This is a genomic window from Stenotrophomonas sp. YJH_SMC_101-4, from assembly GCF_059370395.1.
Genome location: NZ_JCAFTP010000005.1, coordinates 267,949 through 281,445, shown reverse-complemented (window position 1 = coordinate 281,445; position 13,497 = coordinate 267,949). Strand labels below are relative to the sequence as shown.

Below are 13,497 nucleotides of genomic sequence, written 5' to 3'. Positions count from 1 at the left end.
GGGGCCAGCGCGGCGCGTTCAGCCCCCGGTGCTGCCGAGGCGGATGGTGTGTTCCACCCGGCCGCCGTAGTCGTTGATGGTGATGAAGCGGACCTGGTCGGTGCCCGCCGGTGCGGCGAACTCCAGGCTCTGCTTCGGCGCGACCATCGCGCCCTTGTCCTCGACGGCCTTTTCACTGCTGCCGGTCACGGCATGTACTTCGGCCAGAGTGACGTGGAAGGGGCTCGGGTTTTCCACCCGCAGGCGGTCGCCGGTGCGGGTCCAGCGCAGCGCTGCCGGCGCGTCGTTGGCGACGCCCTTCAGGCCCTGCGGCCGGTAGAAAAGCTTCAGGCGCGAACGGAACGCGACCTGCAGGTAATTCTGTTCGCCGCTGTCGGCGTTGTCCGGGGACGGCGGAACATCCAGCACGTTGAGCCAGAACACCGACTCACGGTCGGTCGGCAGCTGCGCGCCGGAGAAGATCAGGCGAAGCGCCTGGCTGCGGCCGGGTTCGACGCGCGCGATCGGCGGCGTCAGCACGAACGGGGCATCGCTGGTATCGGCGGTCTGGTTGGCGTCGCCGCTGTCGATCCAGGCCTGCACCAGCGCCGGCGAATCGCCCACGTTGTCGACCTGCACGGTGACTTCGCGCGCCTGCGCCGGATAGATCACTCGCGTGCCATTGACCACCACGCCGGCCAGAGCGTTCTGGCAGAAGGGCAGCGTGAACGCTGCCAGCAGCAGCGCCCGGGGAAAGATTGCTTTCATCGGAAGTACTACGCTCGAGGTATGTGGCCTGGGGCCGCGATGCACTGGCCGGCGCGTACGCCGGCCAGTGCGGGTACGACTACGATCAGTTGTAGATGATCGTGTACTTGACGCTGCTGGTGACGTCGCCCGGGGTGGCGGCGGCAGTGGCGTAGTACTCAGCGTAGTAATTCAGGTTGGCGGTGCCGTCGCCGGCCACGGTCACCCACTGCGAGTTGTCCTGGGCCAGGCCGGTGCCAGCCGCCTTGATCGGCAGGAACGTGTTGTTCGAGCCCAGCAGCTGCAGCTGCACGTTGGTGGCAGCGTTGGCCGAAGCCTGGTTGACCAGGCGGCCGCTGTTGAAGTCAACGGTGGAACCCGGCTCGAAGTAGGTGGCGACGTTGCCGGCGCTGCACTTGCTCAGGTTGATGGCGAACGGGGTACGGCCCGCAACGGCACCGGCGGTGGCCAGGGTGTTCTTGGACACGGTCGGCAGGTTGACGGCGAAGTCCTTGCCGCCCGGGGTCGAGATGGTGCAGGTCTTGTCGGTCACCTTGCCGTTGAAGGTGATGGTGCCGTCGGCGGCGTTGGCGGCCAGCGGAGCGGCGGCCAGCATCAGAGCGGCGATGATATTGATCTTGTGCATTCGCTTTTACCTAACCCTACTGAAGAGATGAGAAGTAGAGGAGGAAGCAAGGAGCACTGCCGGGCTATCAAGACCCATCCTTGCGTCTCACCTGTGGCCGGACTCGGACATACCTTCCCCTGAATCCGTGACGCAAGTATAGGCACAACTGTGATGAAAGTCTCATTATTTTTCTGAACGCCAATTCATTGACGCTTTAAATGTGACGTGATAGGCGAAATTGAGATTCAGGGAGCGCGGGGAAGGTGACGGTGGCCGGATCAGGTCACAAACGACCCTGCATGACGCTCCTGGTAACGCGTTCGGCATGCGCGGAAACAGGCTTTTTTCAAGTGGAAATCGCCTTATTTGATGCGCATCACTCTTTCTTGGTGATGGCCCTAGCAGATTCGGATTTGTCCTATTAAAGACGGATCGAACCTGTCGCTAACTAGGACACACCGAACCAGAGAACGTGTCATGAGGAACTCCATTCTGCTGTGCGTGGCCCTGATGTCCGTCAGCGCACTGGCCCAGGCCAGCAGCGGCAGCATCCGTTTCAGCGGCCGCATCGCCGAGCCGGGCTGCACGACGGCCCTGTCCCAGGGTGAGCTGAGCCTGGCCGCCTGCCCGCCGTCGGCCAAGGGCTCGACGGTTGCCGTGACGGCCCTTGCCGATGGCCAGGCCGCCACGCTGCGCGACGGCAAGCGCCAGGGCCAGAAGCTGTCGGTGTCGGCCAGCGCGATGCGCGCCGGCGATATCGCCTTCTCCGAGCGTTACAGCGTGCAGGCTTCGAAGCAGCAGCCGCTGCAGGGCGCCTACCTGGTGGTGGTCGACTACCTGTAAGCCGGCGTGCTGCAAGCCGACGCGTTTACGCCGGCGGCAGCTCGAAGACCTGGCGCAGATAGGCCAGGTAGCCCGGGTCGTCGCACATGCTCTTGCCCGGCGAATCGCTGAGCTTGGCCACCGGCTGGCCGTTGCAGCGGACCATCTTGATGACGATGTTGAGCGGCGTTGGCCCCAGATCATTGGTCAGGTGGGTGCCGACGCCGAAGGCGACCTGGCAGCGACCACGGAAGTAGTCGTACAGGCGCATCACCTTGGCGATGTCGAGCCCATCGCTGAACACCAGCACCTTGCTGCGTGCATCCACCCGGCGCTGCTGGAAGTGCGCCAGCATGCGGTCGCCCCAGTCGAACGGATCGCCCGAATCGTGGCGGACACCGTCGAACAGCTTGCAGAAGTACATATCGAAGTCGCGCAGGAACGCATCCAGGCCGACCACGTCGGACAGCGCGATGCCCAGATCGCCGCGATACTCGCGTGCCCACGATTCCAGTGCCGCCACCTGCGAATCGCGCAGGCGCGGGCCCAGCGCCTGGAAGGCCTGCAGATACTCATGGGCCATGGTGCCGTGCGGGGTCATGCCGTACAGGCGGGCGAAGTGCACGTTGCTGGTGCCGACCAGCTGCGGGCCGAGCGCGTCGCGCAGCAGCGGCAGCAGACGGGCGTGCCAGTCACGCGAGTAGCGGCGGCGGCTGCCGTAGTCGGCAATGCGGCACTGCTCGAAACCAGGGGTATCGCGCAGCAGCGCGGCCTTGGCCTGCAGGCGGCGCTCACCCTCGGCGAAGTCGGCGGTGGTGGTGTTGCGGAACCAGACTTCGTTGATGATCGCCAGCAGCGGCACTTCGAACAGGATGGTGTGCAGCCACGGGCCGGTGATGTCCAGTTCGATCTCACCGGGCACGGTCTTCGACGCGCGTAGCTGGATGTACTTGCGGTCGAGGTGGAACAGGCCGAGGAAATCGGCGAAATCCGGCTTCACGAAGCGCAGGCCACGCATGTAGTCCAGCTCCGCGTCGCTGAAGCGCAGGCTGCACAGGTGGTCGATCTCTTCGTCGATCTGGTCGATGTAGTGGGCCAGGTCGACGCCGGGCGTGCGGCACTTGAACCGGTACTGCACCTGGGCACCGGGGTGCTGGTGGAGCACCGCCTGCATCATGGTGAACTTGTACAGATCGGTGTCGAGCAGGGACTGGATGATAGGCATGGGGTGGATTATGCGCCCGGCGGAGTGAACCGTGGGCGCGCCCGCCTTCCGTAGAGCCGGGCCCACGCCCGGCCGGATTGTTGCCTGAGCCGAGCGTGGGCTCGGCTCTACAAAGACCTGCGCAGCAGGCGCGGCACCAGCATCAGGGCGTGCGCCCAGATCGCGCCCCACACCGCCACCCGTACCGGCAGCGAACGCTGCCTGGCCTCGAACTTCTGGAAATAGCGCCACAGGCCCTTGTGCTTGTGCCATTCAACGAAGAACGGCCGCGAGCGGCTGGAGACGCCACGAACGTGGGTGACCTGCAGGTCATTGGCGATCGCCACCACCGCCCCGGCTTCGCGCGCGCGCCGGCACAGGTCCAGGTCTTCGGCGTGCAGACGATAGCCCGCGTCCCAGCCTCCGATGCAGTCGAACAATGCACGCGGCATCATCAGCAGCGCGCCAGACAACGCCGGCACCCGCTGCAGCACCTGCTGCGGGTCACGCGGCACCGCCAGCTTCGAGCCCTTGCCTGGCGAGCGCAGCATCATCAGGAAGTCCGGATCGCGGCGGCGCACGGCCTCGTCGGCATGGCCCTGCTCGTCGACCTGTTCGACGCCGAGCAGGCAGTCGCCCAGCGCTTCGGCACGGGCGCGCAGTGCGGCCAGTGTTTCCGGTTCAACCATCAGGTCCGGGTTGATGAAGGCCAGCCATGGGCTGTGCGAATCGGCCACGCCCTGGTTGTTGGCGGCGGCAAAGCCGGGATTGTCCGGATTGCCGACGAAACGCACGCGCGGGTCGTGGCTGGCATGGCGCTGCACGATATCCAGCGTGCCATCCATCGAGCCATTGTCGATCACCCGGATCTCGGCCACGTCCTGCGCCTGGCGCAGGCGCGAGAGGCAGGCATCGATGGTGCTGCCGCTCTGGTAGGTGACGACGATGGCGGCAATGGCAACATTCAAGCAGGAGGCTCCGGCGCGGAAGACGGGACGAACAGGTCCCCCTGTTCCTTCGGCATTATCGCCTGCCGCATGCGCTGCTGCAGATCGGCGCGCAGCCCGTGCAGTGGATCGTGCATCAGGAAGTCAGCCAGCCGAGGCACCCAGCCCGGCCAGCGCGCGGCCAGGGCCTCGAGATCGCCATCGCGGCTGACCGCCTCCCCTGCCCGGCTGATGAAGGCGGTCTCGCACAACACGTTGCGCCATCCCAGGCCGGCCATGCGCAGGCTCAGGTCCACCAGCGCCGCGTTCCAGCCGGCATAGCTGTCCACGTCCAGGCCCCCGGCACGCCGACGCGCGTTGCCCCGCACCAGCACCGCGTGGGTGACCGCCGACGGCAGCTCCGGGTGCAGCGCTGGCAGGCCGGCACAGGTCTGCGCCAGCAGCGCGGCATCGTCGGGTTCCGGATTGATCTCGCCCAGCCGGGGCCACGCAGCGGTTTCGCCGGCATTGCACCATGGGGTTGCGGTCGCGATGGCGGCATCGCGGGCGAAGGCGTCCTGCAGCTGCTGCAGCCAGCCCGGTGCGGGCACGCTGTCCGGTGCCAGCACCGCCACGTCCATGCCATCGCAGGCGCGCAGCATCTCGTCCAGGTGGGCGACTTCACCCAGTGGCCGTGCACGCCGGGTGTACTCGGCCTGCAGTGGCGTGTGCGCCAACCAGTGTTCCACCACCGCCTGCGCACGCGGCCCGGTCTGCGCGTCGTCGGCCAGCCAGACCGCGGTCCCCGGCGCGGTGCCCGCATCCAGTGCGGCCAGGCAGCGGTCGAGCGCGGCATCGTCCACGCACAGCGGCAACAACACGATCGCCCCCATCCCGCCTCCGTGGTTGTCGGTAGCCACAGACTAGCACTGGGAGGGTATCGGCCGGGTTGCACCCGGCACCCGCCTCAGGCCAGGGCAACAGCAACAGCCGAAGCAAAAGCTGGGTTCCTGGGGGTTGGCGGGGTGGGTCCGGTTGCGGGGGACGCTGCAAGTACGTCCATGTAAGCTCGGTCGCCGCATCCATGCGGCTCACGCCCCCGCAACCGGACCCACCCCGCCTTCGACAGATTTCCGCGACCTGCCTGCTCTTCTGTAGAGCCGAGCCATGCTCGGCTCAGATCTCACAGATATCGAAATATTCGATTTCGATGGAGAGTCATCCACGCATGGCGTGGATCGTGTCGACCAAGGTCGACACCTACCAACAGCAGCAGGAAACTGTCGAAGGCGGGGCACTGTGGGTTTGCGGGGTGTGAGCCGCATGGATGCGGCGACCAAGCCCCCATGGACGGGTTTACGGCGTCCCCGCAAACCCACAGTGCCCCGCCATCCCTCAGTAAACCCGCTGTTGCTGTTGCTGTTGCTGTTGCTGTTGCCGTTGCTCCAGCTTCAGCCTCTGCGGGTGCAGGGCGCAGCCCTGCCGCAACCCCCTTACTTCTTTGCGCGCGGCTGGTTCAGCGGTTCCATCGCGCGGAAGCGCTGGCTGTACTCGTCGGTCAGATTGCGTGCTTCCTGGCTGTTGCGCACGATGCTCGGGGTCAGCAGCACGATCACCTCCGAACGACGGCTGGTGCGGCTCTTCTGCCCGAACAGCGCGCCCACCACCGGAATCCGGCTCAGGCCGGGAATGCCGCTGCTGCCATCAGTGGCCGAATCGGTGATCAGGCCGGCCAGCATGATGGTGTCGCCGCTCTGCACCGCTGCTTCGGTCGAGAGCTTCTTGGTGGAAATTCTCGGGTTGCAGTTACGCTCGGTCGGATTGCAGTTGTCAGGCACGTTCGAGGCGCTGCTCACTTCCTGCACGATGTCGAGAAACACCGTGCCGTCGCGGGTCACGCGCGGGCGCACCTTCAGGATCACGCCGGTGTCGATGTACTGCACCGAGCTGTAGCTGCTGGTGCCGATGCCGGTGTTCACCGTAGTCGTGTTGATCGGCACCTTGTCGCCCACGTTGAGCGTGGCCTCGGCGTTGTTGCGCACGAACACCGAGGGGGTCTGCAGCAGGCGTACATCGGTGACCTTGTCCAGCGCGCTCACCACCGCCGCACCATTGTGACCGGTGAACGCCCAGCCCAGGCCTTCGCCACCGGTCGCGGCACCGGCGAAGCTGCTCCAGGAGCCACCCGCTGCTGCCGGCAGGGTCACGCCGCCCAGGGCTCCCGTCAGTGCGCGCCCGGCCACGGCGTTGTCGAAGAACCAGTTCACGCCGTACTTCAGGTCACCGTCCAGCGAGACTTCGGCCACCTGCGCTTCGATGTGCACCTGCAGCGGCATCACGTCCAGCTTCTCGATCACCTCGCGGATCGAGCGCCAGGCCTGCGGGGTCGAGCGCACTAGCAGGGTATTGGTTTCCTCCACCGCCGACACGCCCACGCGATCGCCCTCCACTTCCAGGCTGACGCTGACGTTGCCGGACTGGCGCTGCGGCAGGTTCATGCTGCCGTTGCCGGCACCACTGGAACCGCTGCCCGGGGTCGAGCCGAAACTGCTGTTGTTGTTGCTGTCCATGCCACGGTCGCCGTCGCTGCCCAGCTGCGACGGCATCGCACCCGGGGCCAGCGAGGCCGGGCTGGAACCGCCACGGTTGCCGCTGCTGGCGAAGGCTTCACTGAGCCGTTCGGCCAGGTCACGCGCCTTGATGTAGCGCAGCTCGTAGGAGAACAGGCGGGCACTGCCACCGGCCGTATCAATGCGGTCCAGCCACTGCTGGATCTGGTCCAGGTAGCGCACCTGCGGGGTGATCACCAGCACCGCGTTGGCGTTTTCCAGGGGCAGGAAGCGGAACATGCCGGCGCTGGGCGTCTTGCTCTCCTCGCCGAACACTTTCTCCAGGTCGGCAGCCACCTGTTCGGCCTTGCCCGACTGGATCGGGAACACGCCCACCGACATGCCCGACAGCCAGTCGACGTCGAAGATCTCGACGGTGCGCATGTAGTTTTCCAGCTCGGCGCGGGTACCACCCAGGGTGATCACGTTGCGGCCGCTGTCGACGTTGACGATGGCATTGGGCCGCGCATATGGCTCCAGTACCTTCTTCATTTCGGTGGCGGAGATGAACTGCAGCGGGATGACCCGTACCTCGAAGCCTCGCGCACTGGCAGCGGGCGCCGTGCTCGGCGCGACCGTACCGGCCAGCGCCTGGTCCGCGGCGACGATGTTGTAGCGGCCACCGCTGTAGACCATGCGTGCGTTGTTCCAGCCCAGCACCATCTCCAGCAGGTTCAACGCCTGCGCCGGCGACACCGGCTTGGGCGTGGCCAGGGTGACCGTGCCCTGCACCCCCGGTGCGATCACGTAGTTCTGGCCCAGCATGTCACCGAGGATGGCCTTGACCACCGCATGCACCGATTCGCCTTCGAAATTGAAGGTTGCTTCACCGGTGCTGGCGCCATGCAGTGCCGGTGCCGGTGCGCGTGCTGCTTCGCGGTTGATCATGGTGCCGGTGCCACGGCGGATCACTGCCTGCGGAGCGCCCTGGGCGTCACGGGCAGCATCCGCGGCGACATTGGCCGCCTGGCCGGCCTCGGCAGTGGGCGACAGATTGCCCTTGCGCTGCACGTGCGGCGCGGACACGGTGCTGCAGCCGACCAGCAGCGCGAGGGCAAAGGACCAGGGAAGGAAACGCAGGCTCATGCATTCACTCTATCGGTTGGTGCCATCGCCCGGGGGCGGCGACGGTTGTTGCTGCTGTTGTTGTTGCTGCAGCTGGCGGCGACGGGCCTGGATGCGTTCGCGGATGGCCTGCATCTGCGCTTCGCTGGGGCCGTTGTTGGTGGCAGGCGGTGTGGCGGCCGCCGCAGCCGAGGGCGCGGGCGTACTGGCAGCAGGCGACGGCGATGGGGTTGCCGCAGCCGGCGGCGGTGTCGGCGGAGCACCTGCCGGGGGCGGCACAACGATCGCACCTGCCGGCGGCGCACCGTTGGCGCCGCGCAGCACGGTCGGCGGCTCACCGCCCTGGCCGTTGAAGACCGCCAGTTCCAGCACCTGGTTGCCACCGGGGCCGATCACGGTGGCCTGGCGCGGCTGCAGTGCCACCAGCTGCCAGCCGTCGACGGCTTCACCGTTGAGGCGCAGGCGCAACGAACGGTTCTGTTCGGTGGTGAAGGTGGCCATGCCGAAGTCGCCGGTCAGCAGCACGCCGGTCAGGCGCAGCGCGGCGCTGGCGGCAGGCTCGCTGCCACCGAGCAGGTAGGGCTTCGGCCTGCGGTCCTCGGCGAACAGCGGTCGCTCGCCGATGGCACTGTAGCTGTCGGCGCTGGCCATGCGTTCTGCGGCCAACGGCGGCAGCACCGGCAACGAAGGCACTGCATCGGCATCGCCATCGGCACCTGGCAGCTGGCTGCCCAGGCCGAAGCCGGTGGCCAGCCAGACCGCTGCCGCCCAGCCGGCCAGTGCCAGAAGGAAACCGGTGCGCAGGCTGATCTGCTCAAGCTTCATCGGCCACCTCCTGCCCCTCTTCCGGCACAGCCGGTGAGGGTGCCGGTGCAGCCGAAGGCGGTTGCGGCGCCGCGCCCGGCTCGGCTGCAGGTGCCGGCGCAGCGCCATCGGCAGCGGCACCGGGCAGCAGGTAGCCGGCCAGTTCGAACGACACGTCCAGGCCCAGCCCGGATTCATTCGGCGACTGCTGGAAGCGCTGCGCGATCAGGTTGAGGTTGTCGACGAACAGGCGAGGGCTGCCGGTTTCCAGGCTGTGCAGCACCGTGGCCAGTTCGGCCACACCGCAACGCAGGCGCACCTGCATGGCAACGCGCACGAACTCGGCGTCACGACGGTTGTCGGTCAGTGGCGTGCGGTTGCTGATGGTGCAGCTGCGGTTGCCCGGGCTGGCCATCGCCACCGCATCCTGCAGCTTCGCGCCGAGCGCAGCGGCTGCAGCTTCGGCGGTGGCTTCACGCAGGAAGCCCGGCCGCTGCTGCAGTGCCTCGCGGGTGGCGCGCAGGCGTTGTTCGATCTGCGGCTGCTGCTGCAGCTGCGCCTGCACGCGCTGTTCGCGCTCGCGCAGGGCGGCCACGTCGGCATCGATTTCGCGCAGCGGCTGGGTGAACCAAGGGTGCACCAGCAGCAGGTAGGCCAGGCCCAGCACTGCCAGCAGCAGCGCCAGTGCCAGCCAGCGGTCACGGCGTGCGCTTGGCATCGGCATCGGCCGCCTCCCGGGTCGGGGCCGCAGCCGGCAACGGCTGCAGTTCGGCGGTCATGGTGAAGCGGTCACGGCCACTGGCGGCGCCATCGGCCTGCAGTACGCCGGTCAGATTGACCTTGCGCCACTGCGGCGCATCCTGCAGCAGCTGCACCAGCTGCGAGGCCTCGCGGCTCAGGCCGATCAGCTGCAGGTTGTTGTTCTCGATGGCCAGCTTTTCCAGGTAGGTGCCCTCCGGCAGGCGCCGGGTCAGTTCATTCCAGATTTCCACCGTTCCGGCGCGCTGGCTGCGCTGCTTTTCCAGGAATGCGGCACCATCGATCAGTGCCTGCAGCTGCGCGCGTTCGCTGGCGACACCACGCGCACTGCGCGCACTGCGTTCAACCTGCGCACGCAGCTCATCGGCGGCGGCACGGCGGTTGTCGAGCAGCTGCAGGGCCGCCAGCACCAGCATCACCAGCGCGGCCACGGCCAGCAGCACATTCCAGCGCCGCGTCGGATCCACCCGCAGCTGGCGCTGCCCCGGCGGCAACAGATTCACCTGCAGCGGGTCACCGTGGGCGTCGATGGCATCGACACCGGCCAGTTCATCGGCCCACTCGCCCACGCTGGCGCTCCACGCTTCAAGCTGGCGCAATGGCCAGGCAACCAGTTCGACCTGCAGCTGGCCTTCGGCCGCGCTCCCGAGTTCACGCACGTCATAGCTGACCTGGCTGGATTCGAACGGCGTCTGGCGGTCGATCTCGAAACCGACCACGGCGCGCAGGCGGTCGGCTGCAGCCGCAGGCAGGCGCAGATGACGACGCAGTACTTCGCTGGCCGGCAGCAGCCACGCCCTCGGCAGGCTGCGCAGTCGCGGTTCCAGCACGCGGTCCAGTTCGGCCGGCGACAGCGGCCACGGCACGCTGGCCACCGCTTCGCGGCGCTCACCGGCCTCTCGCCAGACATGCAGCTGGTCACCCTGGCGCTGCAGCAGCAGGCGCGCCTGTGCCCAGCCCAGTGCCCACTGCCAACGCGCCGGCACCCAGGCCAGCAGCGATTGCCGCCACCAGCGCAGGAAACGGCCGGCGCCAGGGCCGATCCGGCCCTGCACCTGCCGCACACTGTCCTGCCATGCCGTCATCTTGCTGTCATTCCCTGCTCCCAGCGAAGCACTGTGTAGGACCGCCCGGGAACCCCGCCCGAGCCATTGCGTACCACTGCCTGCAACACCGACCGGCGTCCACTGCCATCGGTTGCACGAGACTCGATACTATAGGTGCCGCTGCTGCTGGCAAGCGTTGTCGCACCGCCAGCGGTATCTGCGTCACGCTCCTGCTGCGCGCGCTGCGCCAGCACGGTATCCGCATCCAGGCCCAGTGCGGTCAGCACCGGCGCGCTGGCGAACTGGGGATCCGGGCGCGCCTGGCGGCTGTACAGGGTCAGGTGCGGCAGCATGGCCTTGTACAGCGGACCGCGCATCCCCAGTACCCGCTGCAGTTCGCCGAGCGTCTCGAAACGCTTGTTGCGCGGGCCATACGGCAACCCGGCCGCCGCATAGTCCGGCGCTTCGGCGCCACCACCCGGCTGCAGCAGGCTGTCTTCATCACGCCAGTCGACAATGGCGCCGGCCATCTGCCGGGCCGCCCCTTCGTCTTCGCCGAGCGCCTTGAGGAACGCGGTCAGCAGGGTCACGTCGGCCAGGTTCAGGTTGATTTTGCCGTTCTCGTCCAGCACCTTGATCTCGATGCTGGCGTCATCGAACTGCCAGCGGTAGGTGCGGCCATCGGCACGCCAGGGCGCCCGCAGCGGATCGGCGGACAGCCGCAGCAGCGCGTACTCCAGGCCGGCGCGCGCCCGTTCCTGGCCGCGTGCGTCGTCATCCAGCACCCGCTGCTGCAGATGCTCGACCCGTGCGCTCAGCGCGAACGCACCGACCAGCGCGGTCATCAATGCGATCAACCACAGCACCAGGACCAGTGCCGCACCGTGTTGCCGGTTCATCGCGCGCCTCCGCTGCCGCCAGCGCGCGGTGCCACCACCAGCGTGGGCCAGGGCGCCCCCTTGGCGGGCACGATCTGGATCTCCACCAGCATCGGCAGGCGACGGGTATCGTCCCAGCGCGGCATCCAGTCGCTCATCTGGCCGGTACTGGCATCGATGCCGCGATAGCGCAGCTGCACCGACTTCAGGTTCTCCACCAGCACTTCCGGTGGGCGCGGCGGATTTTCGGCGATGCGCTCGCCTTCCTGCAGCAGCACCAGGTCCAGCAGCAGGCGCTGCTGGCCATCGCGGCCGTCCACCTGCAGCGCGTGCAGGTAGGCTCCGCCACGGCCGAGGTAACCCGGGAGATCAGCGGCGAACATCATGCGCTGTTCTTCGCCCTGGAAGAAGATCGGTTCGCGGGTGGGATCGGGGACTTCCAGCGGCGTGCGCAGCGCACCGGCCAGCTGCCGCCGCAACAGGGCCTGCACCGCGCGCATGCGCTCACTCTCGACCGCAATCTGCTCGCCACGCTGGCTGACCGCCATCGCCGAGCGCACGCTGGCGAACGCCAGCGCCAGGCCACCGGCCAACAGCACCGTGGCCAGCATCACTTCAACCAGCGTGAAACCTGCAGCACGGCGCGTCATCGCGCACGCTCCAGGTCCGGCGGCAGCAGGCGCAGGCTGCGCCAGCGCAGCTGCTCGCGTTCGCTGTCACCCCAACGCACCTGCAGCTGCAGTTCGGCCAGCCAGGGGGCACCGGCTGACTGTGTCTGCACGACGCTGCCTGCACGTGGCTCCACCCACGGCTGCACCTGCAGTTCCCAGTGGTAGCGTCCCTGCTCCCAGTCGCCCTGCTGGCTGCCCACCTGCAGCGGCGTGGCGACGCCGGTTTCGGCCAGCAACGACTGCGCATGCAGTATTGCGCGCGTGCGCAGTTCGGCCTCACGCACCTGCCTGGCGCCGCCTGACAGGCTGCCCAGCAGCAGGGTCAGCGCCAGCCCGAGCAGGGCAAAGGCGATGATCACTTCCAGCAGGGTGAAGCCGCGGGCGCGCCGCTTCATTGCGCCCGCCAGGGGCCGGAGCGGACCTCACCGGTCAGCCAGCCCACGTCGATGCGCCATTCGGCATCATCACGCTGCAGCCGGATGCGACCGCCGCTGGAGCCGCCGTCGGGATGGAACTCGATCACGCCCTGCCCTGGCGCGGTGGCCAGCTGCGCGGCGCCTTCGAACTGCACCTGCAGCTGTGCCGGCACGTCGCCGTGGCGCTGGTTGGCGCCTTCCCAGCGCCGCTTGGCCGGCTCGATGACAAAGCGCTGCGGTTCGCCCCGGGCGATCGCCTGCGCGCGCACCACGCGCAGCTGGTTGGCGATGTCCTTGCCGGCGCTGCGCAGCTGCATGCCGGCGAAACCGCGCGACAGGCCGGCAGCGGTGATCAGGCCGATCGCGGCGATCAGCGCGATCACCAGCAGCATTTCCAGCAGCGACAGGCCCGCTGCGCGCCTGCCGGGCAGGCGCGGGCGTGGCAACCGGCGCGGCAGGAAATGCGACATGCCCGGTTACGGCTGGTAGCGGATGTCAGCGTCGACGCTGCTGCCGCCGGCCTTGCCGTCCTTGCCCAGGCTGATCAGCTCATACGGCTGGCCTTCGCCCGGCGTGCGGTATTCCAGCGCATGGCCCCACGGATCGTTCAGATCGGCCGGCTTGGCATACGGGCCCAACCAGCCACCGACGCCAGCCGGTGCAGTCACCAGATCATTGAGCGAGCCGGGCAGCTTGCCGGTATCGATCTGGTAGTTGTCGACCTTGGATGCGACGGTCTGCACCTGTGCCTTGGCGATGTTGGCCTTGCCGCGGTCGGCGCCACCCAGCACGCGGCTGGCGACCAGGGTCAGCACTGCGCCGATCAGCACGATGACGATGATGATCTCCAGCAGGCTCATGCCCGACTGGTTGCGCGCGGCGGTGAAGGAAAGGCGGATCGGTCGACGGGAAGCAATCATGGTCGGTCCTTTCAGTTGCGGAG

The 13,497-nt window shown here is 67.7% G+C and carries 15 protein-coding genes; 1 reads left to right on the top strand and 14 read right to left on the bottom strand.

All coding sequences use genetic code 11. The features are described from left to right. Nucleotides 1-18: 18 nt before the first annotated feature. Entirely contained in the window at nt 19-747 is a 729-nt protein-coding gene (locus AC5P8D_RS17775) for a fimbrial biogenesis chaperone (RefSeq protein WP_049411192.1), read from the bottom strand. Nucleotides 748-832: 85 nt separating this feature from the next. After that, nucleotides 833-1,372: a fimbrial protein gene (locus tag AC5P8D_RS17770; RefSeq protein ID WP_010482005.1), complete on the bottom strand. Its 540-nt coding sequence runs from the start codon at nt 1,370-1,372 to the stop codon at nt 833-835. Between the two features lie 459 nt (nt 1,373-1,831). On the opposite strand from AC5P8D_RS17770, the gene AC5P8D_RS17765 reads away from it, so the two are divergent. Next, nucleotides 1,832-2,197: a hypothetical protein gene (locus AC5P8D_RS17765; protein ID WP_010482007.1), complete on the top strand. Its 366-nt coding sequence runs from the start codon at nt 1,832-1,834 to the stop codon at nt 2,195-2,197. Between the two features lie 25 nt (nt 2,198-2,222). Here AC5P8D_RS17765 and pncB read toward each other — a convergent pair whose 3' ends face one another. The 12 genes from pncB to gspG all read right to left on the bottom strand — a co-directional run bounded on the left by pncB (nt 2,223) and on the right by gspG (nt 13,474). After that, nucleotides 2,223-3,401 (bottom strand): nicotinate phosphoribosyltransferase, encoded by a 1,179-nt coding sequence (pncB, locus tag AC5P8D_RS17760; RefSeq protein ID WP_043397848.1) that lies wholly within the window; start codon nt 3,399-3,401, stop codon nt 2,223-2,225. A 107-nt stretch (nt 3,402-3,508) separates the two neighbouring features. Further along, nucleotides 3,509-4,348 (bottom strand): glycosyltransferase family 2 protein, encoded by an 840-nt coding sequence (locus AC5P8D_RS17755; RefSeq protein WP_010482011.1) that lies wholly within the window; start codon nt 4,346-4,348, stop codon nt 3,509-3,511. Continuing rightward, complete coding sequence (locus tag AC5P8D_RS17750) at nt 4,345-5,199, bottom strand: glycosyltransferase family 2 protein (protein WP_197578233.1); 855 nt, start codon at nt 5,197-5,199, stop codon at nt 4,345-4,347. Before AC5P8D_RS17750 ends, AC5P8D_RS17755 begins: the two co-directional genes overlap by 4 nt. Nucleotides 5,200-5,799: 600 nt before the next feature. Next, on the bottom strand, nt 5,800-8,001 hold the full coding sequence (gene gspD / locus AC5P8D_RS17745) for a type II secretion system secretin GspD (protein ID WP_159359784.1): 2,202 nt from the start codon (nt 7,999-8,001) through the stop codon (nt 5,800-5,802). 9 nt (nt 8,002-8,010) lie between these two features. Next, a complete protein-coding gene (locus AC5P8D_RS17740; protein WP_010482014.1) occupies nt 8,011-8,805 on the bottom strand; it encodes a type II secretion system protein, XpsN-like in 795 nt (264 codons plus the stop codon). Continuing rightward, complete coding sequence (gene gspM / locus AC5P8D_RS17735) at nt 8,795-9,508, bottom strand: type II secretion system protein GspM (RefSeq protein WP_010482015.1); 714 nt, start codon at nt 9,506-9,508, stop codon at nt 8,795-8,797. The genes AC5P8D_RS17740 and gspM overlap by 11 nt, the downstream gene beginning before the upstream one ends. After that, nucleotides 9,483-10,628, bottom strand: a complete 1,146-nt coding sequence (locus AC5P8D_RS17730; protein WP_495203541.1) for a PilN domain-containing protein — start codon at nt 10,626-10,628, stop codon at nt 9,483-9,485. Before AC5P8D_RS17730 ends, gspM begins: the two co-directional genes overlap by 26 nt. After that, on the bottom strand, nt 10,625-11,488 hold the full coding sequence (locus AC5P8D_RS17725) for a type II secretion system minor pseudopilin (protein ID WP_010482023.1): 864 nt from the start codon (nt 11,486-11,488) through the stop codon (nt 10,625-10,627). The genes AC5P8D_RS17730 and AC5P8D_RS17725 overlap by 4 nt, the downstream gene beginning before the upstream one ends. Further along, entirely contained in the window at nt 11,485-12,117 is a 633-nt protein-coding gene (locus AC5P8D_RS17720) for a type II secretion system protein J (RefSeq protein WP_099560094.1), read from the bottom strand. Before AC5P8D_RS17720 ends, AC5P8D_RS17725 begins: the two co-directional genes overlap by 4 nt. Continuing rightward, nucleotides 12,114-12,533, bottom strand: coding sequence for a type II secretion system protein XpsI (gene xpsI / locus AC5P8D_RS17715; RefSeq protein WP_010482027.1), 420 nt, complete (start codon nt 12,531-12,533; stop codon nt 12,114-12,116). Before xpsI ends, AC5P8D_RS17720 begins: the two co-directional genes overlap by 4 nt. Then, nucleotides 12,530-13,024 (bottom strand): type II secretion system protein XpsH, encoded by a 495-nt coding sequence (gene xpsH / locus AC5P8D_RS17710; RefSeq protein ID WP_010482028.1) that lies wholly within the window; start codon nt 13,022-13,024, stop codon nt 12,530-12,532. The genes xpsI and xpsH overlap by 4 nt, the downstream gene beginning before the upstream one ends. Nucleotides 13,025-13,030: 6 nt before the next feature. Continuing rightward, entirely contained in the window at nt 13,031-13,474 is a 444-nt protein-coding gene (gene gspG / locus AC5P8D_RS17705; RefSeq protein WP_010482031.1) for a type II secretion system major pseudopilin GspG, read from the bottom strand. Nucleotides 13,475-13,497 lie beyond the last annotated feature (23 nt).

Bases quoted from the DNA above. Each gene is read 5' to 3' on its own strand.
- pncB (WP_043397848.1), bottom strand. From the start codon at position 3,401: ATGCCTATCATCCAGTCCCTGCTCGACACCGATCTGTACAAGTTCACC.
- xpsH (WP_010482028.1), bottom strand. From the start codon at position 13,024: ATGTCGCATTTCCTGCCGCGCCGGTTGCCACGCCCGCGCCTGCCCGGC.
- AC5P8D_RS17720 (WP_099560094.1), bottom strand. From the start codon at position 12,117: ATGACGCGCCGTGCTGCAGGTTTCACGCTGGTTGAAGTGATGCTGGCC.
- AC5P8D_RS17725 (WP_010482023.1), bottom strand. From the start codon at position 11,488: ATGAACCGGCAACACGGTGCGGCACTGGTCCTGGTGCTGTGGTTGATC.
- xpsI (WP_010482027.1), bottom strand. From the start codon at position 12,533: ATGAAGCGGCGCGCCCGCGGCTTCACCCTGCTGGAAGTGATCATCGCC.
- gspD (WP_159359784.1), bottom strand. From the start codon at position 8,001: ATGAGCCTGCGTTTCCTTCCCTGGTCCTTTGCCCTCGCGCTGCTGGTC.
- AC5P8D_RS17770 (WP_010482005.1), bottom strand. From the start codon at position 1,372: ATGCACAAGATCAATATCATCGCCGCTCTGATGCTGGCCGCCGCTCCG.
- gspM (WP_010482015.1), bottom strand. From the start codon at position 9,508: ATGCCGATGCCAAGCGCACGCCGTGACCGCTGGCTGGCACTGGCGCTG.
- AC5P8D_RS17765 (WP_010482007.1), top strand. From the start codon at position 1,832: ATGAGGAACTCCATTCTGCTGTGCGTGGCCCTGATGTCCGTCAGCGCA.
- AC5P8D_RS17750 (WP_197578233.1), bottom strand. From the start codon at position 5,199: ATGGGGGCGATCGTGTTGTTGCCGCTGTGCGTGGACGATGCCGCGCTC.
- AC5P8D_RS17740 (WP_010482014.1), bottom strand. From the start codon at position 8,805: ATGAAGCTTGAGCAGATCAGCCTGCGCACCGGTTTCCTTCTGGCACTG.
- AC5P8D_RS17730 (WP_495203541.1), bottom strand. From the start codon at position 10,628: ATGACGGCATGGCAGGACAGTGTGCGGCAGGTGCAGGGCCGGATCGGC.
- gspG (WP_010482031.1), bottom strand. From the start codon at position 13,474: ATGATTGCTTCCCGTCGACCGATCCGCCTTTCCTTCACCGCCGCGCGC.
- AC5P8D_RS17775 (WP_049411192.1), bottom strand. From the start codon at position 747: ATGAAAGCAATCTTTCCCCGGGCGCTGCTGCTGGCAGCGTTCACGCTG.